The sequence below is a fragment of the Halovenus rubra genome, from assembly GCF_026586665.1.
GTDB classification, from domain to species: Archaea; Halobacteriota; Halobacteria; order Halobacteriales; family Haloarculaceae; genus Halovenus; species Halovenus rubra.
Genome location: NZ_JAODIY010000001.1, coordinates 100,429 through 125,395, shown reverse-complemented (window position 1 = coordinate 125,395; position 24,967 = coordinate 100,429). Strand labels below are relative to the sequence as shown.

Here is a 24,967-nt window from a genome sequence, read left to right as displayed (position 1 = left end):
TCTACTGTGTCTCTAGATATGATTCTACCGACTCTACAAACAGTTCCACATTTTCCGAACAAGTATTTCCCCAAGAGCCTCGATAGCTCGAGTCAAGGACACCATGAGCGAACGATAGGACATCTTCGTCGGTCAATCCAGTTGATTGGACAGCACGGTTCAATTCGCTTTGGAGTGTCTGTATGTTTGTCACATCCTGCGTATATCCCGCGTGGCTGTAGAATGCATCCCCCAGTGAGACAACTGGCTTGCCATACAGTATCGCTTCATAGCCGACTGTATTATTCAGTGTGACAACAGCATCCGCCTGTACGATTACCTCACGGGCAGGAATAGTTGGGTCGATAGCGTTTGCGTACCGGCTTATTGCTCGTGTATGGCTCAATGGGAGTGCACCGAGTTGTTGTGGATGATCTTTGACAACGAGTTCATAGCCAGGGGGAAGTGACCGTGAAAGGAACTCAATCAGCCAAAGTTGGTTATAGAACGCTGGCGCTCGCATAGTCACCCGTGATTCCATGAAATACTGGAGTGGATAAAAGATGTAGTTAGTTGAGTCGATAACGTTACGAGACCGTTGTGTATCCAGATACAATTGTTTGCTAAGAGCGCTGACAACAGGCTTTGCAAGACGGCGACGGAGCCAGTTTGATACAACGGGGCCAAGTCTGTGTTTGTATTCGCGAATGCGTTGTATTTTTCGACGAACATTGTCCAGAAGTGAGTCCGTCTTTCCGGAATTACCGACCACTTTGCTCTGGTCCCCAATCTCTCTTTGCCGAAGCTCTCGGGCATCGTCACGTTCCTCGGGAGTTAGCTCTTCGTAGCTCGCTCTTTCGATTGCAGGGAGTTGCATTTCCTCGGTCGAACGGAAGAAAACATGGTCTGGCAGCGGCGAAAACGAGGTCCGGACGGAAGGATAGCCGTGGTAATCTGCCACTCGCTGGAGCGTACGGCGAATGACTTCTGCACCTTGATATTGGAGAGGTATTCCACCTTTATCATTCTCGAACAAGGTGTCCAAGTAATCGAGTGTCCGATGTAGAAGTGTGAGATATGATTCATAGTCCATCGACTCTGTACCGGACAGCCAGTACCCTCGAGACGCCGGAGAGTCGTAACTCCGGTCGTACACCATCTGTGGGAAAACCAAGGATTTGGGACTATCAATATTATACTTATTACAGAGAGACTCAAACTCGGAAACGGGTTCATGACGCAGATATTCTGTTCGATGTTGTTCCGATGAGATAACACCATTCGCCGTTTTCGCGATATGTCGGTTTTGAGGAATATAAGTGGGTGTAATACCACGTTTCTGAAGTTTCTCTCCAACAGCGTCTAAAAACGGGACATCAGAGTGTGAGTTGAGAGGAATAATAAACCGATGTGACGGAAGAGAGGCCATGTGATATAGTCGAGCGGTAATTGATGATATACGTTTTGATTGGATTATATCGAAAGACAGTATAAAAGAAATACTCAAATATGAGAGACTATCAGATAGAACAGTCTACCGTTGATAGGGGTTTGTTACAGCGATTTATGCAGGCAGTTCGTACGCCTCGTCTTTTTGCTCGAGATATGAATCGTCTGTTCCACCGACGTGCCGGGTTGCGAGTTCAGAATCCAGGCGGTATCGATGTCTTTGAGGAAGACTGGGATACACTCATCGTGCTTGACGCCTGCCGGTATGATATGTTCGAAAAGAACAATTCTCTTGAAGGGTCACTCTCAGCAAAGCCGTCGAAAGGCTCAGCAACAACAGAGTGGCTTGGCGCAAACGTTGATGGACGTGACCTTCGCGACACAGTATACGTGACTGCAAATCCACAACTGGAACGCCACCGCGACGACTGGAAGGTGAAGTTTCACCACGTCGCCAACGTCTGGTTGGATTCAGGGTGGGACGAACAGACAGGGACCGTACTCGCTGAAACGATGACCGACGCTGCAATCGACGCACATGAGCAATTCCCGAACAAGCGCCTCGTCGTTCACTACATGCAACCGCATTATCCATTTGTTCCTGCTGATACGGCTGTTGATAAAACTCACTTGGACTCAATTGAGAGCGATAAGGATGGCGCTGCTGGAGAAAACGTATGGAACATGAAATTCGCCGGGGAAATTGATATCTCTCGGGAGAAATTATGGAGTCTTTACACTGCAAATCTTGAATACGTTCTTGAGCATGTAGAACGATTATGGACGAGTCTGCCAGGGAAGAATGTACTCACGTCTGACCATGGCAACTATGTCGGCGAACGGGCATTTCCGGTTCCTGTTCGTGAATACGGTCATCCTCGTGGACTCTACGATGAGCCACTCACCCAGGTGCCGTGGTTAGAACACACGAACGGGGAGCGTCGTACTACTTATAAAGATTCTACCGATGAGAGAAGCGAGTCGGCAACATCGTCGGTCGTTGCCGACCGGCTCAAAGATCTTGGATATAAACAGTAAACAACAGGACAAAGTATCGTTCCTTAGGATAATTGGTCCTTGTGCTCCATTTGTTGTCAGCCGATTCTCTCTCGTCTTGGTAATATTCCTATCACACCGGTATGTTATTCCGATAGTTTTGACAAAACAGTTGCCAGCCCGAGCGTGACGAACCAGCCAGTTTGTGTTGGTTTCGATATTGCGCTGAACGCTGCGATTGTCGAAAAATAGACAGCAAGCGCGAACACAATTCCCCACAGGTCATGATGGGATTGTGACTTGGTGACAAAGTGACTGACTTGTTTAAATGGCAACATTACGAGGAACATAAACGGGACAAAGCCGACCATACCGATTTCAGACAGGATTTTTAGATAGTAGCTGTGGGTCCCCCAATCTTTGGCACCTTCGAGAGCTTCGAGTCCGGTAGTTGCATACGCTGGCTTGGCAGCATGCCAGTTGTCCGGCCCGACACCGAACAGTGGGTTCTCCGCAAACATATTGACTCCAGTTTGATAGAGATGATATCGAGGTTCCGATAGCGGGAGTAAAATCGTCTCCAAAGCCTGAAACACGGTAATTCGGAGTGAGGGGATAAATGTCAGTAGCAGAATACCATTAGCTACTGTGAGGGCCAGTGCCGGCCAAACTGCAGTAGTCATTTGCCTGTCTTTGGTTCCAAAGTAACGCCACATCAACAGCGCTATAAAAGCAAACAGGAACGCGGCGATTCCCTTGCGGTCTTTTGAGACGATAATTGGAAAAGTCATCAATAGAGCAGCTAATGCTCGCCATTTCGTCACACCAGTGTCCAGTGTGACGGAAGTGAGTATGATAAATCCGACACCCATAACAATCATTCCGTAACTCGAGATAGGAATACCAAACACGAGCAGACTGAGAGCTACCATTAATGCCTTCGCTGTGGCAACCAGGATAATGCTCCACAACAGCATCCGGATCTCCGTTTCACTCCGGAGAACGTTAGCCACAAGTCCAGCTATCAACGCAAGCCCAATCCACTGAAATATCTCGGTGAAGATTGTGACGCTAATCGTTGCATTGGCGACTGCTGAGACAACGATTGCGAAACAGACTAAAGAGACGTATTTTGTTGACCGAGGGACCAGTACAGAACTGCGGTCATTAGCAACAGCGGTCAGTACGACATATAGCCCTACAAAGCCAGTAAGAACAAAAACGTAGATGTTTGAGATGCCAATAACGGTCCCCCCGAGACGGATATCAGGCAGCGGTTCCACTGGGCCAGGAATGCGGACCATGAACGACATCAAAACAAACAAAATGGTAACCGAGCTGACTCTGAAAGCGCTCCTCGGAGAGGAGATATGGAGGGAATGTGTTTTTTCTTGGTCGATACTTTGGGTCACAAATATAGTACTCCTGATTGAACTCCGAAGTATTATAAGGATTCTGGCTCCCAATTAGCTCCATGGTCCGCGTTCTCGTATTTGTGAATGAGTTTACATCGACGTCTATTCCAGTTGAAATTGCGGCCAAAACACACTCACAGAGCGGTGTTGAGATTACGCTAGTCTCTTACTACGACGGTCCAGAAGACTCTATCGACCCGGATGTCGAGGCACTCGACATACCAATGTTCAAACTTAATGCAAGTTCCCGCATAGACCTTGCGGCGTACCGCCGACTGCGTCGCATCTGTGTCGAGCAAAATGTCGATATTTTGCATACTCATCATAACTCGACAGGGTCAATCAGTCGGCTTGCCGTCGTCGGAACGGACACCCAGATAATCAATACAGAACACAATGACCATCAGTATTTTTCGCATCTTCAGAAGTCAGTAAACGCTGTTACCTACCCGCTTACCGATACGATGGTGTCGAACTCCAAAAACACCAAAACCTCTCTCGAATGGTATGAGAAGCTACTTCTTGGCGAGACTCGGCACGAAGTCGTATACAACGGCATCGATACGAGCCGAATAGATGAGACAGAAGACTCGGTGATAGATCTACCAACAGACCCACTGGTTGTGACAGCGGGTCGGTTAGTTGAGCAAAAGAATTATTCGACGTTACTCAGGGCCTTTAGCAAGGTTGTCAATCAGGTGCCGGAAGCAACCTTAGTTATCGTCGGAGATGGTCCGCTGTCTGACGAGCTTGAAACGCTGGCAGCCGACTTGGGTATCGAAGAAAGCGTTATATTCACCGGCTATCTCCCCCGCCGTGAAGATGTATATGGGGTGTATAAAGAAGCACAAATTGCTGTATTCCCCTCTTGGTACGAGGGGTTCTGTGTCGCAGCAGTCGAAGCAATGGCCGCGGGCCTACCTGTCGTCGTCAGTGATATTCACGTTCTCCGTGAAGTGGTCGGTGATCCTGGTATCTTTGCAGACCCGAATGTCCCAGATACGTTCACAAACGCGGTTGTCGAATTGCTCGAAAACCCAGACAAGTGTGAGCAAAGCGGAAACGAAACAAGAGAGCGTGCGCGGGAGAAGTTTTCGTTGGGGTATACTGCTCAGGAGTATCTGAACCTTTATGAGATGATGGCTGAAAGGTCCTGATGATGACTGAGACAATCGTCTTGGGTCTCGATGGGGCTACTTGGGATATTATTCGTCCCCTTATCGAGAGTGGCGACCTTCCGCATATAGAACAGGTGTGTTCAACAGGTCACACTGGCACACTGGAAAGTACGTTTCCGCCAATTACCGCTCCAGCCTGGCTCTCAATGGCAACGGGTCAAAACCCCGGAAAGACGGGTGTCTTTTACTTTCTGAATAGAAAAAGCAGTGATTCATTTGATTTTGAGACGCTGAGTTCGGAGAAGTTTCGCGGACAGAGCTTCTGGGACGTTCTCTCAGCGCACGACAGTTCAGTAGGGATTTTCAATTATCCGATGCTTTATCCGCCCTACGAGATTGATGGATTCATGGTTAGCGGCCTTGGTTCAGAGACAGGTGACGCGATTACCTATCCCAAGTCACTCGCTGGAGAACTTGATAATGTGACCGGTGAATATCAGGTCAAAGTGCCGTACGCGGACCCAAAATATCAAGGCCGCCCTGGTGAGCTCAAGTCAGATCTGTTGGACATAATAGAAAAGCGTGAAACAGCGATTGAGTATCTGCTCACTGAAAAAGACCCCGACCACTTTTTCGGAATTATCAGCGCAACTGACTGGGCACAGCATTACTTCTGGCGCTACGTCGACGAAGACCACCCACAGTATGATCCAGATACAGATTACGACGACGTGCTCACACGGATTTGGAAGCGCGTGGACAAAGCGGTCGGAACTGTAGCAGACCTTGCTCGCGAGGAGAATGCTACCCTGTTGTTGGTCTCAGATCATGGATTTGGCCCGGTCAACAAAACATTTCATTCAAACGAATGGCTTGAACAGGAGGGGTATCTCAAATACGAGAAACAATCGGTAATAGACCAAGCCCGAACCAAGTACTTTCCATACCTGCGGCGGGTCGGTGAATCAGTCGTTAGTGTTGTCCCGCAACTGAACGACTTTGCAAAGTCCGTTGGCGAGTCGATTCGCAAGACACCTGGTGAGGGAATTGATTTCGAGCGGAGCACCGCCTTTGCTCCGCGGCAAAACCTTACCGCCGGTATGATTTATTTGCTTACGGATGAGAAAGAAGACAAACATGAGGTAGTCAACCAATTACGCTCACTCACAGAACGAGCAGATGGCCCCGAATCCGTTACGGTTCATGAATCTGATGAGATGTATCACGGTAAAAATACGGACCTTGCGCCGGATTTGATGGTTGAAATAGACGATTTCAAGTGTGCTGTCGACCCACGTCCTAGTACAGAAAGTGAGATATTCTCGACAGGTCCCCCATCAAAAGCTCGAAATGGTGGCCACAACCGTGATGGAATCGTTATCGCGTCAGGACCGCCCGTCGACACTGGAACGGGTCTCAACGCGAGTATCTACGATATAGCGCCGACCCTGTTGTCTCTTCATGATCTTCCGGTTCCGACCGAAGTTGATGGGGAGGTTGTGTCTGAGTTTACCTCTGAGAGACGAGACAGCGACAACACAGAAACCGCTTCGATTGAAACTCTGACTGCTTCCGGAGAAAAAACATCCCGGGAGGATGACGATGCAGTCCAAGAACGTCTGGAAGATCTCGGATATATATGAACGAGGAGAAGCCAAACATCGTATTCATTGTCATGGATACTGCCCGTGCAGATGCTTTTTTACAGAGAGAAACAGACCTCACTCCCAATATTGATGCGATTGCAGCAGACGGCATCTCGTACTCGCGTGCATTCAGTGTTAGCCCGTGGACCCTACCCTCACACGCGTCTCTATTTACCGGAACAACCCCCTCAAAACACGGCGCACATGCAGGGCACAAGCAACTTGAAAACGAACAGCGGCTGTTACCGGAGGTTCTCAGTGAGGCCGGATATCGAACAGTAGGGATTTCGAATAATACATGGATTAGTGAAGAGTTTGGGTTCGCTCGCGGCTTCGACGTATTTCGGAAAAACTGGCAGTACATTCAGTCAGATGTTGACTTGGGAAAAGTTGCTCGCGCACGAGAAGGGGTTGATAAGCTTCGTGGGGTCGCATATAAAATATTGGATGGGAATCCCGTAGTGAACGTTGCGAACGCTGTATATGGACAACTCGTGCGAAAGCAGGCAAAGGATGACGGGGCACAATCTACAAACGACTGGATACGTGACTGGTTGGCTCAAAGAGATACCGAACTCCCGTTCTTTTTGTTTGTAAACTATCTTGAACCGCATCTCGAATACCGGCCACCACGTGAATACGTCGAGCCGTTACTGCCTGAGCAAGTCTCATACGAGGAGGCGATGGAGGTCAATCAGGATGCCTGGCGCTATATCGCACAACAGGTCGAGATGGACGAAGCCGACTTTGAGATCCTTGAGGCGCTGTACCGAGCCGAAATCTCTTATTTGGACCAGCAAATCGGTGAACTGCAAGAATATCTTAAAAACGAGGATGAGTGGGAAGAGACGATATTCGTCGTTACAGGAGACCACGGCGAAAACATCGGCGATCACGGACTAATGGACCACCAGTACGGTCTCTACGATACGCTCCTTCATATACCACTCATCATCAACGGTGGCGGGTTCGCTGGTGGAACGACAATTGACGAGCTCGTCCAGTTACCTGACCTTGCTCCCACACTTCTTGATGCAGCCGACATAGATGCACCCCAGTTCCGGAAACAGATGTTAGCGAAGTCATTCCATCCACAGTCCGAAACTGAGCCAAGGGATTTCGTTGTCGCCGAATACATGGCACCTCAGCCGTCGATGGAGGCGTTGGAAAAACGTGTAGGCGACCTGCCAGACACGGTGTATGACTACAACAGATCGCTTCGCGCACTCCGGTCAGATCGCTGGAAGCTCATACGTGGCTCGGACGACTCTATGAAGCTTTTCGATCTCAAGAACGACCCCGACGAGACGAGCAATATCGCGAGAACCGAAGACGAGCTGCGAGAAGAGTTAAACGGCGAGCTAGACGGGTGGCTTGATTCGTTTGAGCAAGCAAACTATTCTGGGACTGTGGAGATGCAAGAAGGCACGAAAGAACAGCTCGAAGACCTTGGCTATCTACAGTAAACGGCTTGCACTGACCGACATCTATCGCTTACTTTGAGAGTTCGGACAGCAACTCGGTTGTCCGAGACACTGTATCAGACCACGAAAATTCAGTCTCCACGGTCGTTCTTCCCTCTGTGCCGTACTCGTTTTGAAGCTCCTGGTCAGCGAGGAGCTGTGTTGTTTTCTTTGACATCTGAGTAACGTCACCAATTGGAACGGTATACCCGGCCCCATCTACTGCATCTGTAACTTGGTCTAATGCACTGCAGACAACCGGTGTCTCCGAAGCCATTGCCTCCATCACAACTCGGGGAAACCCTTCTGCACGGCTTGGCAACAGCAACACGTCCGCTGCTCGAAATAGTGGCGGCATATCGTCGTACGGTATCTGTCCGAGGAATTCAACCGCAGTTTCGAGATTGTGTTTTCGTACTGTTTCCTCCAAGTCGGTCAACAGGGGACCATTCCCAACGATATACAAGGTTGCATTCGGATGTTCTTCTCGAACTGCAGCGATTGTTTTGATAGCATCGTGTGGATTCTTTCCTTCGACGAGGCGACCAACAAAGAGGACACTTGGAGTGTCCGAGTGAAGATGCTCACTCTCAGGCCCTTCCGGACAAAACTGTTGTTCGTCGATACCGTTAGCAATAACGGCTGTGTCAGCGGTTACGCCCAGCTCTTGTGTCTTCTGTCGCTCTTCTTCCGTGTAACAGAAGATAAGGTCTGCACTGTTGAGTGTCCAGCGTCCAACTGTCTTGAGATAGTAGGAAAACAGCCGTTCAGGTGCGGACTGAGAGTACAGAGAATGGTTCGTGATTGCGAGCGGAGTGTCACCAAATCGGCGCTTCAGTGCGGCTAGGTTGGTCGAGAAATAGAAATGGGAGTGTGCATGAACGATATCGAAGCTGTCAGCCCCGAATAACTGCCGAGCAGCTGTGATTGAAATTTCATTTTTCAGGATATTAATTGTTGCCGGACAGTAGATGACTTCGTAACCGTGTCGCTCCTCTCGTTGAATTTGTGTAACGTTAGATGTGACCTTGAGAAGAGTCACATCATGGCCCATTGCAGCCTGATCCCGGCTCATCGCATGGACATGATACTCACCACCGCCAATTTCGTCTGGATACAACCAGTGACTGACTCGTAAGATACGCATCAGTAGTTCACTCCTGATTAGCTAGAGGAAAGAATATCAGTCTACTCATACGGAGTCACCAATCGGTTCCCAGTTAAAATCTGATAGTAACCGTTCAAGTTTCTTTTCGGTGCGGTCAAGATTGGTATAATGCCGGATTTGGTACTGACGTTTCACATCATGAACTCTCGGTTGGTCCGGGTCAAGTTCCCACGGGTGTAGATAAAATACGATATCTCGGTGCTGTCGAATCCGTTGAATTCCACGTCGATATATGTAGTACGGGAGAAATCTAAAATAGCCACCACCTGCCCATGGTATCTGTGTAACTTTCATGTCGAGTAGCGGCAGTTGGACTTCAGTAAGGTTTTGATTAATCGGGACAATAGTTTCGGAGGTATCGATGGCAATATCCCCGTATCTATCGTGTACCGGAGCGGGAAAGTGACTTGAGTCGTACTCAAGTCCCAAGTCGTCAAGAATCTCAATTGCCCAGTCCGTAATTGTAAAGCTTGGTGCTCGATAGCCGCGGATTGGACAATCAACGATGGATTCAAGCAACTCTAGTGAGCGGGAAATATCTGAATGAACTGCGTCTGGTTCCTGTTCGTACAACAGTTCGTGATTGTACCCGTGGCTTGCTAGTTCATGTCCCCGGTTTTCGATTTCCGCGACCAGTTCTGGAGTTCGCTCGGCAACATACCCAAGAACAAAAAATGTGGCCGTTGTATCGTATTTATCCAGAAGGTCGAGGATTCGTCTCGTAGAGTCTTCGACCCGGAGCTCGTACTCGTCCCAACTGTCTCGTTGTAGTCCGTTGCGGAGATTGTGGGAATGAAACCAATCTTCCACGTCGAACGATAGCATCAGATTGTTCATAAGAGATTGTTACCTCGTCGTTGGAATTCGCGCCGTTGCTCAATAGATGGGAATGAAAAGTACGACTCCTCTCCATTCATTTCACGGAGAGAAACGTCGCCAGAGCTAATAGCGTTAACCGCCTCGGCTGCTGTCCGTCCACCCTCTTTTTTGCCACGCACGATAGCCTCATCAAGAGTTGTCGACTCGTCCACTGGGAAATAGGATTTCCTGACAATTTGCCCTCTGTCTACCTCGGCTTCCATTGTATGAACGGTACTCCCAATCTTATCGTCGCCGTGGTACAGTGCCCAAAAAGTAGGAAGCATACCGCGATATTTTGGAAGGTCAGCTGTGTGGACATTGATACAGCCCCAGTTTGGCGCATCAAGGAGTTCTTCGTTGAATATCTGTGGTGCTGAGACCGAGAGGATGACATCGACATCGTTAGCTGCGATAGTGTCGACGTACTCAGTCGTGTTCACATTGTCTCTTGATTCGACCGGTATATTATATTGGCCTGCGACTGAGCCGACCGAGTAGTTCTTGTATCCAACACTATCTATTACCGTGCGATAACAGTAATGCAGTCCGCGGCGACAGAAATTAACCGGCCCATAAAGTCGATACATCCGGCGTACAAACGAAACGAAGTCATCGTCAAGCACATCAAGAATACTTACCATCTGAATCGACACGCTATTTTCAATCCGGTCGAAAAATTCCTGAAAAAAGGACGGCATGTAGAATGGGTCATCTTGCGTTACAATTACAATACTTATACTCATTTTGAATAGTCCCAAAATACGTATTGCTTGTTCTCGATAGGGAGTTCTAGTGTCCGATAGTTATAGTTTTGTTTATCACCGAAACGATCCGCCTGTTATTATATCGGAGGTCATAGCGGATTACGGTTGCTCGCCGGTAACCGTCTCTGCGTCTTCTCCGTGTTTTTGAGAGCTCTCAGTTGGTGAATCTGCGTACTGGTCAGTTTCGTTGCTCGAAGCTTGTGTTGATTCGTTGGTTGTCTGTTGGGACGGTTCAGTGCTGTTAGATTTCTGTTGAGAGGATGCGAAGTCAAACATTTCGCCACCTACCTGCCACAGCTGTCGCACAACAATTTTTATATCAAACCAGAACGACTGCTGGCGAATGTACTGCAGGTCATATCTAAGTTTATCCTCGGCTTCAGCGCTTGTCGCGTTGTTTATTTGTGCCAGCCCAGTCAAACCAGGCTTGATAAACCACCGTTTGCGCCACGCAGTGGTTTTATTTTCGAGGTGGACTTCCTCGTCAGTCCACACAGCTCGTGGGCCAACAACGCTCATGTCTCCAGCAAGAATCGCCCACAGCTGCGGAATCTCGTCTAAGTGTGTCTTGCGGAGCACGCTTCCGACGCGAGTGATACGCTGTTTTTCCTCGGAGTCGGGCAACGTATCTTCGGTAGCAGAGACCATTGATCGAAACTTTCGCACAGTGAACGTTCGACCAAACACGGCAGTTCGCTCTTGGCGGTACAGCAGTGGCCCACCGTCATCGAGTTTGATTGCCACCCCAATCAGTGCGATAACAGGCGAGAGGACGACAAATGCAGTTCCAACAAATACGACATCAAAGAGGCGTTTTACGATATAATCCTGCCAGTCCCACGGCTCCAAGTCTACGTCGAGTAAACGTTCACCAGAGAAGTCGTCGGTCAACACGTGGTCAGCGTGGTCTCGATGCACCAGTGCGTTCACGCCATTATCGTAGCAGGCCTCAAGCGTCCCGAAAAACTCCTCACGGTCGGTCGCCGCAAAAGCTAGCAGTGCCGTATCGACATCATTTTCGACGAAAACATCTTCCAGTCGAGCAATGCCGCCAAGACACGGTAACATATCCAGATCGTCTTCAACGTTTTCCCCATCCGGAAGTTCTATTGTACGGGATTCGATTCCATCTGGAGCATACACTGACGGCGGCGAGACATATCCAAGCACCGGTAAATCAGTCGCTGTGAGCAATGACTCCATCGCCTGTGGGTCGTCTCCGATGATAACTGCCCGAGAGCTTGAGCGGGGGCGGCGACGTATAGCAATCATGAACGGTGGCAACGCGATAGCCAGCGCGATGGTCGTCAACATGAGTGTCGTCCGGGGCAACCGGTAGGAGTACTTGAAGTATCCAATTGCTGCCAGCCCGACCATTGCGAGGAATATCCGCTTTTGAGCCAACAAGATGGTATCCAAAATCCGTCGGGGCTGTGGCTTGAACAGTGGCCACATCGTGAAAAGAATGACAAAAAGTGTTGTCATAATTGCGAACTGTACTTCGCTGGCTGGTAACACCTCAGGCGCAGGGTTCCCAAAGAACGGCACGCGACCGAACGCCTCGTGGACGACACGAAGATTCGTCACCACAACAGCTGCGACCGTCACCAGGGCCGTCCCAAAGAAACTGGAGAGTCGATACCGCCAGCTGTCATCCATTGTCCCAATTACTTCGAAAATGAGTATAAAGCCTGTGAAACTCACTAATTTGTAGATGACAGCGGCTTTGGGAGATTATGTTGCAAGCTTGTCGACCAACAGGATTCCACTAGCCAGGACGAGCGAGAGTATAAGTACCCATTTGTCAGCGGAGACGTACCAACCAGGAGTTGGGTTACGCCACCACGAGAATGGATAGAGGTACGCGCCGTTCGAACCGTCAGCCCACGCTTTGAGGCCATCAACGAAGAGATGGGAACACCCACCGGCGACAAGCAGACAAAACACACGGACCTGTTGTCTTCGTGTTGAAAACAAAACAGCACCAGCTGCCGAGACCACGATGACGCCACCGAGGGTATGAATTGCACCCCAATCAAAGGAGACACCAAGAAATTGCTCAATAAAGTAGTCATCAGCTAACAGGTCAATTCGGTTTAAATCCGGCACAACGGACCCGACCATACCGACAGTGACCCACCGTCGGTCAAGCCACGAAATGACCCATCCCACTGCGGTGAACGCGGCGAATGCAAGCAAGACGTGTGAGAGAAGGTCAGCCATCATCATCACCACTCTGAGCCCGGGTATAGAACTGCAACCGATGCCAGTCGATACCCCAATACCGCAAAAATGCGCCGGCAGCAACAAGGATACCCACAGCAGATACGCTAAGTTTGTACTGCGAGTCATCCGGACCCTCGTTGACAACGACCACAGATTCAGCATGCTGAATTGTCCCGCGGTTCGAAAGCTCTCCATACACCTGAACAAGACCACCAGACTTGGCCTCAGTCTGGTCCTTGTAAACAGTTAGTATCCGAGCAGTGTCTCCGCTAGCAGTCTTGACCGCCATGACAAACCCTTCTTCTGTCGTTTCAGTGACAGTCCCGAACAAGAGAACTTGCTCACCATCCCACCCACCCGGCTCGTCGGCGAGTTGTGCACCCGACGGATGTGGCCAGTTTCGGTCGTATACGCCCCCATAATGAACACACAACACCGCGACTCCAGCAAGGAAAACGACGATAAAAAGCAGTCGGTTGCGGCGTTGCATCTATCCATTGACTCCTCGGGAGAACCGATGAATATTTCGGTTAGTTCAGTCCAGTTGCGTGAGATACAGAACAGAAGATTCTGTCAAGCTGAGTGAACACAACAGTTGACTACATCCCATGCGTAGCTGGGTTCGAAACCTCGAACCGAACGAGAAGTACCCTCGAAACGAAGATGTCCGGATAGCAGAGCTTTTACTCGCTTCTTGTGAAGCGTACGGTCAATGACAGACTCCGAAGAGGATTCCCCCAGACTTCTTGACGAGGACGGACGGCTGTTTGGCCTCGTCAACATCGTCGATGTTCTGGTCGTGCTGTTGGTCCTCGCAGTCGTAGTAGCAGGTGTGGTACTGTTATTTCCCTCCGGTAGTGGTAAAACAGACACACGATACGTCACGCTCGATCTCGGTGACCAGCCCAACTACCTGGCTGAAGCGATTAGTCCCGGCGACGAATGGACACCAGACCGTACAAGCGATTCAGTGACGATTACTGACGTGTATCGGGTAAACAATGGTACCGGGACGAACGTTCTTGCACGTGCAGCAGTCAACGGAACACAGGTCGAGCCAGAGGGTCCGGCCGAAGAGCCTATCTTCGAGTTCCGTGGCAATCCGCTTCGAACCGGCCAGACGTTCAATATTGTTACATCAGAGTACGAGGTCGAGGGTGCCGTAACACGCGTTGAGACTGACGGCGAAACGCTCTCAGTAACCAACAGTGAGATTGTTCTCGAAACCAACCTCACATCTGCAACAGCGAGTGAGATCGACGTTGGTGACCAGTTCACAGCAGGCGGGACAACATTTGCTCAAGTGAGAAGTCTTGAACTGTTTCCTGAGACAGAGGGGAGCAACGCGCAGTATGCACTCGTCGGTGTGACGGCAAGAACTATCGAGCGCGATGGCGCACAACATCTTGGCGACACTCGTGTTGCTGTTGGCCAGTCGCTCACCTTCGGTGGCAACGGGTACAGTTTCGGCGCTGAGATTATCGAACACGGAACAAGCAATCTTACGACGGAGTCCCGCCAGCTGGTCGTCCAGAAAGAGGTCCCCACGACTGTTGCTAACGATATTGCTGTCGGCGACCAATTCAATGTAAACAGCAACCCAGTCGTCACTGTCAGTTCGGTCACAGTGTATCCGACGGCAAGCCCGGACACCCGGCGGGTCGTTCTGGGTGTGTCTGCGAAGGTACGAACAACAGGAGAAGAGATTCTATTCGGTGACCGGCAACTTCGCGTTGGTTCACAGCTTCCGATTCAGACTGACAATTACAACATCCAGACTGAGATTATTCGACGAGGAAGTTCAGATGAGCCCGGATCTCCGACGACACAGGCAGTTACAGTCCAACTCAAAAACATCCCTCCAGAACGAGCCAACTCGCTCACCGCAGGGATGACCGAGGAAAGTCGTGATAGAACGACCGCAGAGGTACAAAACGTGACGACACAACCAGCCGAGGTCATCCTCGAAAGCGAAAGTGGAGAAATATTCCTCCGTGAACACCCTCAGAACAAAGATGTCGAGTTGACTGTTGACCTCTCAGTCCGCGAACTCGAAGATGGAACAGTTCGCTTCCGTGGAGAGACACTCCGCGTGGGGCAGGCACTTTCACTTGAACTCGGACCACTTACAATCAACAGTAAGGTGATTGGATTCGAAGAATGACCCTCCGTAGTCATTCAGTCACACAGAATTCAACCGTCGTCACCGGTCTCGTCAGCCTTCGAAATCGCGTCATCTCTGCATGCAAGCAATCACGTCTAATCGGACCACTGGTAACGACTGTCGGCCAGCGTTGGGAGAGTCGAACGTCGGCAGACAGAACAACGATGGACAGGCAGCAGTCGGCTATTAAGCGCTCATGGCTCCGTACTGTCGCCCAGAGAGTTGTCACTGGTAGTGTCGAGGCGACACGAGCCTCACAAGTTGCCGGTGTGGCGACAAACGCACAACATGTTGTCACGTCATCGTGGTCGTACCGCTGGCTAGTAACTGATCCGGACCCAGACCTCGTCGTTATCGACTTGAGACAGACGTTGACCGTCGGCCCGTGGCTCCGGGTTATCGCGCGCACACTCAATTGGGTCCTTCCCGCCGCGGTCTCGTCAACGCTTGTACGGACCAGCCAGCGACTCTACAGGCAACTGGTCGTTCGTCCGGTTCAGATAGTAAGCCTGTTTTTTGCGTTCGGTGCCATCGGCCTGCTGGCTACTGCGACAACAGGGACCAGTCTATCTGTAGCACTAGTTTTCAGTGCGCTTGGATTCGCATTCCTTGCTGCGATTGGCAGTCGAATCACCATGTCGTGGCACGAGGTACAAGAAACTCGAGGCTATCGGCGACTCGCTAAAATCTTCGATCCGCCGGAGCCGTCCGAATCACAAGAAAGTGACACTCAAGCGACTCAACAAAACGAAACCGATAGCCCGCCATTACAGGCAACGGATAGGCTGTCCGAGACTGAGACAGGTTCGGATGCGGACCACCAATAGTCTCTAATAGAGCGCGAATCACATCTCTTTTTGTGCCACCGCGGACGACAACCTGACAATGAACGTCCTCGTAACAGGAGGCGCAGGCTTTATCGGTGGCCACATCAGCGAACAGCTCGCAGGCAGCGGCCACGACGTAACAGTTCTCGACAACTTCGAACCATATTATGACCTTGGCATCAAGGAACACAACGTCGAGGCAGCACGCGAGGCCACAGCCGCCACAGGAGGAGAGTACCAACTTGTCCAGGAGTCTATTACCGACGAGAACATAGTCAACGACCTAGTCGCCAGTAGCGATGTTGTCTACCACCAAGCCGCCCAAGCCGGTGTTCGCAAAAGCGTCGAAGAACCCAAGAAAGTCAACAGCTACAACGTCGATGGGACAGTCAACGTACTCAACGCCGCCCGGAAGCACGATATCGACCGCGTGGTCGTTGCCTCTTCATCATCAGTCTACGGCAAACCCGAATATCTTCCGTACGACGAAGACCACCCGACAACGCCGGTTTCGCCCTATGGCGTCTCCAAGCTTGCAACTGAGCAGTACGCCCGCGTCTATAGCGAAATCTATGGCCTGCCAACTGTTTCACTTCGGTATTTCACCGTCTACGGCCCGCGAATGCGCCCGAACATGGCGATGACAAACTTCGTCTCTCGGTGTCTCCACGGCAAGTCGCCAGTTATCTATGGCACTGGTGAGCAGACACGCGATTTCACTTATGTCGAAGACGTGCGTCGGGTCAACGAGCAGTTGCTTACAGACGACAGTGCTGACGGAGAGATTGTGAACATTGGCTCAACGGACAATATCGATATCCAAACGCTTGCTGAGGTAGTGCGTGACGAAATCGCCCCGGATCTTGATATCGTCTACGACGACCCACGTGAAGGTGACGCCGAACACACGCACGCAGATGTGTCAAAGGCAACAAAGTTACTCGACTACGAACCAACATTCGATATCCGTAAAGGAGTTCAAGAGTTTATCGCATGGTACCGCGAGAATCAAGACTGGTACGACCCACTTGTCCGACGTTCGTAACAACTGTTTACTGACTGGGCTCCAACGCTGTCACTCGCTATTGGAGACACCACACTAGCCAAGTGAGAGCACAGGGGCGCTTTGTGTTAGGTACTTGGACGGAGAACGTCACCGGTCCCGCCAGATTTTCCACTCGCCGTCATTGTTCTGTGCGACGACAATACCCACATCCAACAGCTTCGACTCGACGCCATCGTCCATGCGAATCTTGGCGCGGACAAGCGCAAACTCCGTGACACTCGCTACCTCGGGCTCGGTCTCACGGTCAGTAACCTTTGTTTTCTCAACAGAAAGTGTCACACGGTTGATGCCGGGAATCTCGTTGGCTCCCCACGGCTCTCCCGGCGCGTCCTCATGAAAAAGCGTTCCGGCAGTGTAGAAATGTGACCGGTCCAGTGCATCGACGTACTCCCGCACAACCTCTTCCTCGGGTCCCCTCTCTTTGTAGACAAAGGCATACCAGCCAGCGCTAATTCCCGCACCCGTCGCCAGTGCGGAGCCGCCACTGTATGCAAGAAAGTCACGCCGATTTACGCCTGACTTGACCGTCCTCTCAGTATCACCAGCAAGTTCCGTTCCACACGCTTGACAGACTGTTTCGTCGTCGAGTGTCTGCCCACACTCTGGACAACTGTCCATACCGTAGTATCGACGCGTTCGCACTAAAATGTGTGCCAGACAACACCATACATGCGTGAATATGGGTGCCGGCAGCGCGTGCCATTGCAGGCCACTAATCGCTGAGTCGTCGCTGGCGCGACCAGTGCGACCCAAACGGCGACCCTTTTCACGAAGGCTCACCGAACCACACACAATGAATGCAAACGGGGATACACTGCGGCTGGCAACCCGCGGGTCAGAGCTCGCGCGCTGGCAGGCAGAGTACGTCAAAGACCAGCTAGCGAGTCGGCGGCAACCAGTTGAGCTTGTTACAGTCGAAACGGAGGGTGACCAGGTTCGTGACGAGCTTATTCACCGTCTTGGAACCACCGGTGCGTTCGTCCGGAGCCTCGATAAGAAAGTCCTCTCTGGGGAACTCGACGCAGCAGTCCACTCGATGAAAGATATGCCGACCGAGCAGCCAGACGACCTCGTCGTAGCCGGCGTCCCAGAACGTGGGCCTGTCGGGGACGTACTGGTGACTCCTGACGGGACAAGCTTAGATGACCTTCCCAAGGGCGCAACCATCGGGACATCAAGTCTTCGTCGGCGAGCACAGTTGCTCGAATACCGTCCCGACCTCACCATCGAGGGACTCCGAGGGAATGTCGACACGCGCGTCGAGAAACTCCTCGCTCCGACACTCCAGAGTGAACACCAGCGCCGTCTAGATGCGTGGCGCAACGATGAGTACACCAACGAGAAATTCGATATGTCGCCAGATGAGTGGGTCGAGAGTCAGACGGCGCTCGAACAGGCGGCCCTCGACCGGAGTTTCGATATCGAATACGACGCCATCTGCCTCGCAGAGGCCGGACTCGCACGGAGCAACCTGCTTGCTGCACTCGACTACCAGCGTCTTAACCCAATAGAGTTTGTCCCGGCCCCCGCACAGGGGACGGTTGCGGTGACAGCACTCGACGACGAAATCGCCAATCATGTCCACGAAACACTCGACCACCCGCCGACCCGCGTCGAGACGACCGTTGAACGCACGATTCTGTCGGAGTTGGGTGGTGGCTGTGTAGCCCCGGTTGGCATCTTCGCCCGGCTACAGGGTGACGTGGTTGCAACGACGGTACGCGTCCTCGCGCAGGACGGGACCGAAGAAGTTGCCGATACAGCGGAGATTCCCGTCGAGCGCCACGCCGACGCCGCCGCCAACTTCGCAGCCGACCTTGCTGACAGAGGAGCGGCTGACCTCATCGAACAGGCCCGGCGTGACGAGCCCGACGAGCCAAAGCGAGAGGGGTAACTAATGAGTGACAACGCCACCTCTGTTGCCGTGTTCCGCCCTGACGACGAACGCATCGAAGCGGCGACTGACCTGCTAGATTCTCTTGGCGTTGACCCGATTTCGGACCCGATGCTGATGGTCGACTCGACAAACGAGCAGCCACGCGAAGACAGTGAGTATACAATCCTGACAAGCAAGACAGCAGCGGACCTTCTGGCTGATTCGGACTGGGAGCCGAGTGGAACCCTCTGTGCTATCGGCGAGACGACCGCCGACGCACTCGAAGCAGTGGGGTACGATGTCGATGTCATCCCTACAGAGTACACATCAACAGGACTGGTCGACTCACTCGATACTGCTGTGGCTGGCGCGCGGGTCGAGGTGGCCCGTAGCGACCACGGCTCGCCCGTCTTGCTTGAGGGTCTTGAAGACGCCGGCGCGTACGTTCACGAGACAGTACTGTACCGTCTCGTCCGCCCAGACGGAGCCGGCTGCTCGGCTGAACGTGCGGCCGACGGAACGCTCGACGCTGCACTGTTTACCTCCTCACTTACTGTTGAACACTTTCTTGGGGCAGCGCGAGAACTCGGCATCGAAGCCGAGGCTCGGTCCGGACTCGAAACAGCCGTCGTCGGCGTTATCGGAGAACCGACACGGGAGACTGCTGAAGAACTAGGTATCTCCGTCGATGTTGTACCCGATACCGTCGGGTTCGAATCACTCGCACGAGCTGTCGTCGAACGGCTTTGAGCGCGAAAAGAAGGTCGCTTAGATAATCGAGTAACTCGCACCAGCAGTCAGTGCGAGCACGCCAACAAGACCAGTCAGGGCCACGTACGTGACCGACCGCGGTTCTTCCCGCAGATGCATGAACCAACCAGCGACAGCCATCGCCTTCAGGCTCGATAGCACGAGGATTACACCGAGAATCGGCCAGTAGTTCTCTTCAAGCAAGCCAAGCCACTCAACAGCGGCCTGGGTGGTCGAGAGCGCCATCAGTGCCACGAAGATTGCCGTATACGTTTTTGTTGATGCCATAATTTGGAACCTCCTTAGAGGATGTAAAACAGCGGGAACAGGAACAACCACACGATATCGACGAAGTGCCAGTACAGCCCGAAGTATTCGAGAGTCCCAGCGTCTTCGTTCTCACCGACGTACGCACCGGTGTAGGTCCGTGCGATGAGGAACAGGAGAACGAGCATGCCGATGATGACGTGCAGCCCGTGCATTCCTGTCGTCAGATAGAACGTCGATGACATCACGTCGACACCGAACGTCCACCCCTGATGCAGGTAGAGGTCGACCCACTCAATTCCCTTGTTGACGAGGAAGCCAGCCGCTCCCATGAACGTCATGCCGAGGAATCCAAGCGTCGCCTGGCGACTCGAAATGGTGAGCGGGCCAAGCGAGTAGTTACCTTTGTGTCTGGCAGCCGTCAGCGCGAGTACGACAGTGAAACTACTCGCAAGCAGTAGATAGGTGTTGATTAGTCCAGGCAGAACTGGGTGGTGCTCTAGTGCCTGCCCAGCCATTGTGTGGGCGCTTGGGTCCTCAGCGATGTGCCACCAAGCTTCCCAGCCGTACTCGAAGCGTGTGAAGATGTACGCGCCAACGAAGGCACCAAAGACAATGATGTCTGAAGCGATGAACGCCCACATCCCGAGCTTCGTGTTCTCGACAGATTCAAACGGCCACTGCTCGGCCATTTTGGGTTCGGGCACCTCGAAGGATTCGTAGCCAAATCCAGCCAGGGTATACGACCCCCAAACCGAACCAATGAGTCCAACCCAGAAGTACGGACTTGCGTTTCCAACCGCCTCAAAGATGCCAATTCCCAGATGGAACAGGATGAGAAGTGCCACCGTCAGGGGGAATGCGACCATCACATAAATGCCGTGAATCAGCGCAAAGCCATCCTGACGCGCACCCTCAACACCGAGGAAGCCAATAAAGGCCGGAATGGCCAGCGCGAACGGCCACACTGCATACGAGACACTGAGCCCCGAGATACCAAGTCCGGCGAACAGCACGCTGGAGCTGACCATAATCGGCCACCAGCTCGCGTGGTCTGCGTGTTCTTCGGGCGGGGCAAGCGTCTCGTCTCCGGTGGCAACGCCACCATCGGTTGCCGTCTCGCTCTTAGCTCCGCCGTCGGTTCCGGCCCTGTCAAGGAAGTTTAGCTTGCCGCTTGCAAAGCTCGGTTTACCGGGGAAGTTGTCGAGTGGCGGTGGCGACGAAACTGCCCACTCGGGTGAGGACGCATACGCCCACGGTGATTCGTCGACGTGACGGTCACTGTAGAGGCTGGCAAAGAGGTTGTAGAACATAATCAGGAACGAACCGGCAAAGATGAATGCGCCAGCCGTTGCCAGCAGGTGGAACGGTGTGAAGCCGCTGTCGTAGTGGAACACACGCCGTGGCGTCTCCCAAACAATGAACATCGGGAAATACAGCATGTTGAATCCAATAAAGGACGTCACGAAGTGCGCCTTCCCCAAGAACTCGTTGTACATCTTGCCTGTCATCTTGGGGTACCAGTAGTAGACGGCCCCAATGAGTATCACCGCACTCGACGCCATCACGTAGTGGAAGTGAGCAACCACCCAGTAGGTGCCACGGAACGAGTAGTCCAGCACGATAGCGCCAAGGAAGACACCAGTAATCCCGCCGATGATAAAGATAACTAGCGAGCCGATTGAGAACAGGAACGGCGTCTTCCAGCGGATCTTCCCTTTTATCATCGTATAAATAAGCGAGAAGACCATCAGGTCGAAGGGTAAGGATATCGCGACTGTTGTCACCATTATCACAGTCTTAATTTCAAGGTTGATGCTGGTCAGGAACATGTGGTGCATCCAGACGATGAAACTCTGGATACCGACCAGCGCCATCGAGATAATGAACCACTTGCGCCCGACAAGGCGGCGACCAGCGAAGGTCTGGACCATCTCAGCAAGCGCACCGAGTGCTGGGAAGAAGACGATGTAGACTTCGGGGTGTCCGAAGAACCAGAACAGATGTGTCCAGAGGAGTGAGCCGCTATCGGTTGCTTCGGGACCGCTTCCGGTTTCGAGAGCGAAAAATGACGTGTGCAGCAGATGGTCAGAGCTGAGAATAATCAGCGCAGCGAGGTAAGCCGCAAACGCGAACAACATCATCCAGACAGTCACAAGAATCGAGATACTGAACAGTGGGATATCACGCATCCGCAATCCTTTCGCGCGCATCCGGTAAATCGTCGTCAGGAAGTTCACTGAACCGATGGTGACTGACCCGACGAATGCGATGAGGGCAACAATCGTCGCGAAAGAACCGACCTCACCGAATTCAGGAATGTACGCAGGCACGTTCAGGGGCGCATAGGCAGTCCAACCGCCCATGAACGTTGCGCCCTGGAAGAACGACCCCAAGACCAGAACGCCCGAGAACAGGTACAGCCAGTAACTCATCGCGTTGAGTCGCGGGAACGCGAGGTCGTCAGCTCCAATCTGGAGTGGCACAAAGTAGTTTGCAAAGCCGAATGCAAACGGCGAGAGGAACCAGAAAATCATGATAAAGCCGTGGGCCGTGACAACTTGGTTGTATCCCACGCCGCTAAGAATCGTCCCGCCGGACTGGAGCAACTGGATACGGATAAGCAGGGCAAGGACGCCTGCCGCAACGAGGAAAAACACCGACGTTAACAGATACAGAATACCGACGTCTTTGTGATTGGTCGTAACGAGCCAGCGTTTCACGCTTGATCGCGGTGGTAGGTCACTCATTAGTTAGTCACCTCAAGTTGGTCGTCAAATTCGCCGTTTTTCCAAGCGTCAATGGTCTGGTCGTACCACTGCTCGAACTCGTCAGGGTTATCGAAGTTGTAGTTCTCTTGTCCCTGTTCCCAGACACTCGTTGGGACAACGAGAACCTCTTCACGCATGTTGGAGTGGCCGCTGCCACAGAGTTCGAAGCAGATAGCTTGATACTCGCCAGATTCGTCGGCTTGGAACCACGTTTCGGTGGTCTGTCCGGGCATCGCGTCAGTCTTCGCCCGGAGGCCGCGTATCCCGAAGTTATGCATCACGTCCCGCGAGGACACCTCGAGTCCGACCACCTCCTCATTCGGGACAACGAGTTCACCAGTCGTCTCGAAGCCGTTATCGTACTCGTATGCCCAGGCGAACTGGAACCCTTCAACGTTAACTTCCATGTCAGGCTCAACGTCACCTGTGTCCTCGACGTAGAGCAACAGCGAGTAGGAGTAGATAATCAGGCCGAGGACGAGCACGGCACTGAGGCCAAACGAGAGGAAAAGTTTCTTTCCGCCTTTTGCACTCGTTGGAATCTCACCGAGCTGTGGCCGGACAACGTCGTCGTCAGTCTCTTCTTCGACGTCGTACTTTCCGTCGGCATCGGGGGCATCTGTCCGATATTTGTACGCATTATACATCAAGTAGCTGATGACAACAACACCGACAGTCGTCCCGAGGACGACGAACGCCAGGAAGAGTCGACTGAAGATATCTACCTGGGTCCGTGAGAGGGTAGCAACTGCCTCTACCCCCGGCAACGATGTCAGTATGGCTCCGGAACCCACCATTTGACTCGGGATTACGACCACCGAGTCTTAGGCATTACGGTACCCCGCGATATCAGGGGACACATTTGAAGAAGGCCAAAGAGGCAACGGCAACCGCCGGTTTCGGCTACTCCCCCTGCCAGTTGGGGTCACGGTCCTCGAAGAACGCATCGATGCCTTCGTCTTTGTCTTCGGTCGAAAACAACGTTGCAAACAGTTCTGCCTCGTACTCGATACCTGCTTCGAGGTCCATTCGCGACCCGCCTTTGACCGCCTCCTTGGCAATTTCAAGCGCGATTGGGCTCTTTGCAGCCATCGATTCGGCAAGTCCGTATACTTCATCGTCAAGTTCTTCCTCGTCGTCACAGACGATATCGACGAGGCCAATATCGCGTGCCTCCGCAGCCTCGATAAGCTCACCGGAGAGAATCAGCCGCATCGCCTGACCTTCGCCGACGAGGCGTGGTAGGCGCTGGGTCCCACCGCCGCCGGGAATAATACCAAGATTGATTTCGGGTTGCCCGATTTTGGCCCGTTCGTGTGCAATACGAACATCACAGGCCAGTGCAAGTTCGGAACCACCGCCCAGGGCGTGGCCGTTAATTCGAGCGATGACAGGCTGGCGAAGGTCATCTACTGTCTCGTATACGCGCGGGCGCTTGGAGGCCTCTCGCTGTTCGATTGCGCTTCGTTCACGCAACTCCTCGACATCGGCTCCAGCGACGAATGCTTTGGCCTCGTCTGCCCCGGTCAACACGACAACCCGAACGTCACTATCATCGACAGCAGCCAGCAGTTCTTTGAGTTCACTGCGGAGTTGGCCGTTTAGTGCGTTCCGAGCATCGGGTCGGTTCAGCGTTACCGTCGTGACGCCTTCAACATGGTCGCCGACGGTTGCACTAAGCAAGTCACACGTCGTGGCTATCTCTTCAATATTCTCGGCACCAGCAACGCGGTCGTCGCTCATCGGCTCACCCTACAAGTTCTAGATTGCATGTCTCTCTCTCGACGGGGTATAATCAAAGTCGTTTCCATCACCGACACCCGCCACGAACACGGTGTCACGTTGTGCGCTCGGTCGAAGTCCACTTATCCTCGACGGTGACGGCTACCGTTGACTGCTCTGCCGGTGTCCGGATGCCGTAGCTCAGTTCTGTTCCTGGCTCGGCGTTTTCGGTACTCGCCGGCATCGTATCCTCGTCGGCCTCTCCAGTATCGAGTTCAATATCGAACCTCTTTGGCGCATACAGAGGATACGAGAAGTTCACCGCACCACGCGTTCCGAGGCCATCGCCGACGTTCTCAGCGGAGACTGTGATGTCAATCTCGGGTGCGACAGTCTCGGGAGCACTGGCAGCCCACTCCCACGCAGGCGGCGATTGCGT

At 52.4% G+C, this 24,967-nt stretch carries 23 protein-coding genes; 9 read left to right on the top strand and 14 right to left on the bottom strand.

Going from position 1 to position 24,967, the window contains the following annotated elements:
* Position 1 precedes the first annotated feature (1 nt).
* Positions 2-1,138, bottom strand: coding sequence for a capsular polysaccharide export protein, LipB/KpsS family (locus N5098_RS00610; RefSeq protein WP_267635739.1), 1,137 nt, complete (start codon positions 1,136-1,138; stop codon positions 2-4).
* A 446-nt stretch (positions 1,139-1,584) separates the two neighbouring features.
* Here N5098_RS00610 and N5098_RS00605 point away from each other — a divergent pair, with 446 nt between their 5' ends.
* Positions 1,585-2,466 carry an alkaline phosphatase family protein gene (locus N5098_RS00605; protein WP_267635738.1) on the top strand — a complete coding sequence of 294 codons (882 nt, stop codon included), beginning with the start codon at positions 1,585-1,587 and terminating at the stop codon, positions 2,464-2,466.
* A gap of 104 nt (positions 2,467-2,570) precedes the next feature.
* Here the strand turns inward: N5098_RS00605 and N5098_RS00600 are convergent, their stop codons facing one another.
* Positions 2,571-3,728: an O-antigen ligase family protein gene (locus N5098_RS00600; RefSeq protein WP_267635737.1), complete on the bottom strand. Its 1,158-nt coding sequence runs from the start codon at positions 3,726-3,728 to the stop codon at positions 2,571-2,573.
* Positions 3,729-3,898: 170 nt separating this feature from the next.
* Between N5098_RS00600 and N5098_RS00595 the strand changes: the two genes are divergently transcribed.
* From N5098_RS00595 to N5098_RS00585, 3 genes are read left to right on the top strand one after another with little or no spacing between them, the layout of a single operon-like run.
* A complete protein-coding gene (locus N5098_RS00595; RefSeq protein WP_267635736.1) occupies positions 3,899-4,996 on the top strand; it encodes a glycosyltransferase in 1,098 nt (365 codons plus the stop codon).
* A gap of 2 nt (positions 4,997-4,998) precedes the next feature.
* Positions 4,999-6,600, top strand: a complete 1,602-nt coding sequence (locus tag N5098_RS00590) for an alkaline phosphatase family protein (protein WP_267635735.1) — start codon at positions 4,999-5,001, stop codon at positions 6,598-6,600.
* Positions 6,597-8,069 (top strand): sulfatase family protein, encoded by a 1,473-nt coding sequence (locus N5098_RS00585; protein ID WP_267635734.1) that lies wholly within the window; start codon positions 6,597-6,599, stop codon positions 8,067-8,069. Before N5098_RS00590 ends, N5098_RS00585 begins: the two co-directional genes overlap by 4 nt.
* Before the next feature lie 28 nt (positions 8,070-8,097).
* Here N5098_RS00585 and N5098_RS00580 read toward each other — a convergent pair whose 3' ends face one another.
* From N5098_RS00580 to N5098_RS00555, 6 genes are all read right to left on the bottom strand, one after another.
* Positions 8,098-9,213 (bottom strand): glycosyltransferase family 4 protein, encoded by a 1,116-nt coding sequence (locus N5098_RS00580; RefSeq protein ID WP_267635733.1) that lies wholly within the window; start codon positions 9,211-9,213, stop codon positions 8,098-8,100.
* A 45-nt stretch (positions 9,214-9,258) separates the two neighbouring features.
* Positions 9,259-10,071, bottom strand: a complete 813-nt coding sequence (locus N5098_RS00575) for an XrtA system polysaccharide deacetylase (RefSeq protein WP_267635732.1) — start codon at positions 10,069-10,071, stop codon at positions 9,259-9,261.
* The gene (locus N5098_RS00570; protein WP_267635731.1) at positions 10,068-10,838 is read right to left on the bottom strand and encodes a formyltransferase family protein; all 771 of its coding nucleotides are present in this window, start codon (positions 10,836-10,838) and stop codon (positions 10,068-10,070) included. The genes N5098_RS00575 and N5098_RS00570 overlap by 4 nt, the downstream gene beginning before the upstream one ends.
* Before the next feature lie 120 nt (positions 10,839-10,958).
* Entirely contained in the window at positions 10,959-12,518 is a 1,560-nt protein-coding gene (locus N5098_RS00565; protein WP_267635730.1) for a sugar transferase, read from the bottom strand.
* A 75-nt stretch (positions 12,519-12,593) separates the two neighbouring features.
* Entirely contained in the window at positions 12,594-13,082 is a 489-nt protein-coding gene (locus N5098_RS00560) for a metal-dependent hydrolase (RefSeq protein ID WP_267635729.1), read from the bottom strand.
* Positions 13,075-13,575 carry an OB-like fold-containing membrane protein gene (locus N5098_RS00555; protein WP_267635728.1) on the bottom strand — a complete coding sequence of 167 codons (501 nt, stop codon included), beginning with the start codon at positions 13,573-13,575 and terminating at the stop codon, positions 13,075-13,077. The genes N5098_RS00560 and N5098_RS00555 overlap by 8 nt, the downstream gene beginning before the upstream one ends.
* Positions 13,576-13,797: 222 nt before the next feature.
* Here N5098_RS00555 and N5098_RS00550 point away from each other — a divergent pair, with 222 nt between their 5' ends.
* The 3 genes from N5098_RS00550 to N5098_RS00540 are packed head-to-tail and all read left to right on the top strand — an operon-like array spanning position 13,798 to position 17,121.
* Entirely contained in the window at positions 13,798-15,249 is a 1,452-nt protein-coding gene (locus N5098_RS00550; RefSeq protein ID WP_267635727.1) for a DUF4330 family protein, read from the top strand.
* The gene (locus N5098_RS00545) at positions 15,246-16,076 is read left to right on the top strand and encodes a hypothetical protein (RefSeq protein ID WP_267635726.1); all 831 of its coding nucleotides are present in this window, start codon (positions 15,246-15,248) and stop codon (positions 16,074-16,076) included. Before N5098_RS00550 ends, N5098_RS00545 begins: the two co-directional genes overlap by 4 nt.
* Before the next feature lie 58 nt (positions 16,077-16,134).
* A complete protein-coding gene (locus N5098_RS00540) occupies positions 16,135-17,121 on the top strand; it encodes a GDP-mannose 4,6-dehydratase (RefSeq protein ID WP_267635725.1) in 987 nt (328 codons plus the stop codon).
* Positions 17,122-17,229: 108 nt separating this feature from the next.
* On the opposite strand, the gene N5098_RS00535 is transcribed toward N5098_RS00540, so the two are convergent.
* Positions 17,230-17,760: a hypothetical protein gene (locus tag N5098_RS00535; protein ID WP_267635724.1), complete on the bottom strand. Its 531-nt coding sequence runs from the start codon at positions 17,758-17,760 to the stop codon at positions 17,230-17,232.
* A gap of 175 nt (positions 17,761-17,935) precedes the next feature.
* On the opposite strand from N5098_RS00535, the gene hemC reads away from it, so the two are divergent.
* The gene (hemC, locus tag N5098_RS00530) at positions 17,936-19,036 is read left to right on the top strand and encodes a hydroxymethylbilane synthase (protein WP_267635723.1); all 1,101 of its coding nucleotides are present in this window, start codon (positions 17,936-17,938) and stop codon (positions 19,034-19,036) included.
* 3 nt (positions 19,037-19,039) lie between these two features.
* The gene (locus N5098_RS00525) at positions 19,040-19,768 is read left to right on the top strand and encodes a uroporphyrinogen-III synthase (RefSeq protein ID WP_267635722.1); all 729 of its coding nucleotides are present in this window, start codon (positions 19,040-19,042) and stop codon (positions 19,766-19,768) included.
* An 18-nt stretch (positions 19,769-19,786) separates the two neighbouring features.
* Here the strand turns inward: N5098_RS00525 and N5098_RS00520 are convergent, their stop codons facing one another.
* The 5 genes from N5098_RS00520 to N5098_RS00500 all read right to left on the bottom strand — a co-directional run bounded on the left by N5098_RS00520 (position 19,787) and on the right by N5098_RS00500 (position 24,850).
* Entirely contained in the window at positions 19,787-20,056 is a 270-nt protein-coding gene (locus N5098_RS00520) for a cytochrome C oxidase subunit IV family protein (protein WP_267635721.1), read from the bottom strand.
* Between the two features lie 14 nt (positions 20,057-20,070).
* Positions 20,071-22,785, bottom strand: a complete 2,715-nt coding sequence (locus tag N5098_RS00515; protein WP_267635720.1) for a cbb3-type cytochrome c oxidase subunit I — start codon at positions 22,783-22,785, stop codon at positions 20,071-20,073.
* On the bottom strand, positions 22,785-23,603 hold the full coding sequence (coxB, locus tag N5098_RS00510) for a cytochrome c oxidase subunit II (protein WP_267635719.1): 819 nt from the start codon (positions 23,601-23,603) through the stop codon (positions 22,785-22,787). Before coxB ends, N5098_RS00515 begins: the two co-directional genes overlap by 1 nt.
* A 106-nt stretch (positions 23,604-23,709) precedes the next feature.
* Positions 23,710-24,549 carry an enoyl-CoA hydratase/isomerase family protein gene (locus tag N5098_RS00505; RefSeq protein WP_267635718.1) on the bottom strand — a complete coding sequence of 280 codons (840 nt, stop codon included), beginning with the start codon at positions 24,547-24,549 and terminating at the stop codon, positions 23,710-23,712.
* 94 nt (positions 24,550-24,643) lie between these two features.
* Positions 24,644-24,850, bottom strand: coding sequence for a hypothetical protein (locus N5098_RS00500; protein WP_267635717.1), 207 nt, complete (start codon positions 24,848-24,850; stop codon positions 24,644-24,646).
* Between the last annotated feature and the right edge of the window lie 117 nt (positions 24,851-24,967).

Coding starts and splice junctions, on each gene's coding strand:
- N5098_RS00610 (WP_267635739.1), bottom strand. CDS start 1,138: ATGGTGTACGACCGGAGTTACGACTCTCCGGCGTCTCGAGGGTACTGG.
- N5098_RS00605 (WP_267635738.1), top strand. CDS start 1,585: ATGAATCGTCTGTTCCACCGACGTGCCGGGTTGCGAGTTCAGAATCCA.
- N5098_RS00600 (WP_267635737.1), bottom strand. CDS start 3,728: ATGGTCCGCATTCCTGGCCCAGTGGAACCGCTGCCTGATATCCGTCTC.
- N5098_RS00595 (WP_267635736.1), top strand. CDS start 3,899: ATGGTCCGCGTTCTCGTATTTGTGAATGAGTTTACATCGACGTCTATT.
- N5098_RS00590 (WP_267635735.1), top strand. CDS start 4,999: ATGACTGAGACAATCGTCTTGGGTCTCGATGGGGCTACTTGGGATATT.
- N5098_RS00585 (WP_267635734.1), top strand. CDS start 6,597: ATGAACGAGGAGAAGCCAAACATCGTATTCATTGTCATGGATACTGCC.
- N5098_RS00580 (WP_267635733.1), bottom strand. CDS start 9,213: ATGCGTATCTTACGAGTCAGTCACTGGTTGTATCCAGACGAAATTGGC.
- N5098_RS00575 (WP_267635732.1), bottom strand. CDS start 10,071: ATGAACAATCTGATGCTATCGTTCGACGTGGAAGATTGGTTTCATTCC.
- N5098_RS00570 (WP_267635731.1), bottom strand. CDS start 10,838: ATGAGTATAAGTATTGTAATTGTAACGCAAGATGACCCATTCTACATG.
- N5098_RS00565 (WP_267635730.1), bottom strand. CDS start 12,518: ATGGATGACAGCTGGCGGTATCGACTCTCCAGTTTCTTTGGGACGGCC.
- N5098_RS00560 (WP_267635729.1), bottom strand. CDS start 13,082: ATGGCTGACCTTCTCTCACACGTCTTGCTTGCATTCGCCGCGTTCACC.
- N5098_RS00555 (WP_267635728.1), bottom strand. CDS start 13,575: ATGCAACGCCGCAACCGACTGCTTTTTATCGTCGTTTTCCTTGCTGGA.
- N5098_RS00550 (WP_267635727.1), top strand. CDS start 13,798: ATGACAGACTCCGAAGAGGATTCCCCCAGACTTCTTGACGAGGACGGA.
- N5098_RS00545 (WP_267635726.1), top strand. CDS start 15,246: ATGACCCTCCGTAGTCATTCAGTCACACAGAATTCAACCGTCGTCACC.
- N5098_RS00540 (WP_267635725.1), top strand. CDS start 16,135: ATGAACGTCCTCGTAACAGGAGGCGCAGGCTTTATCGGTGGCCACATC.
- N5098_RS00535 (WP_267635724.1), bottom strand. CDS start 17,760: ATGGACAGTTGTCCAGAGTGTGGGCAGACACTCGACGACGAAACAGTC.
- hemC (WP_267635723.1), top strand. CDS start 17,936: ATGAATGCAAACGGGGATACACTGCGGCTGGCAACCCGCGGGTCAGAG.
- N5098_RS00525 (WP_267635722.1), top strand. CDS start 19,040: ATGAGTGACAACGCCACCTCTGTTGCCGTGTTCCGCCCTGACGACGAA.
- N5098_RS00520 (WP_267635721.1), bottom strand. CDS start 20,056: ATGGCATCAACAAAAACGTATACGGCAATCTTCGTGGCACTGATGGCG.
- N5098_RS00515 (WP_267635720.1), bottom strand. CDS start 22,785: ATGAGTGACCTACCACCGCGATCAAGCGTGAAACGCTGGCTCGTTACG.
- coxB (WP_267635719.1), bottom strand. CDS start 23,603: ATGGTGGGTTCCGGAGCCATACTGACATCGTTGCCGGGGGTAGAGGCA.
- N5098_RS00505 (WP_267635718.1), bottom strand. CDS start 24,549: ATGAGCGACGACCGCGTTGCTGGTGCCGAGAATATTGAAGAGATAGCC.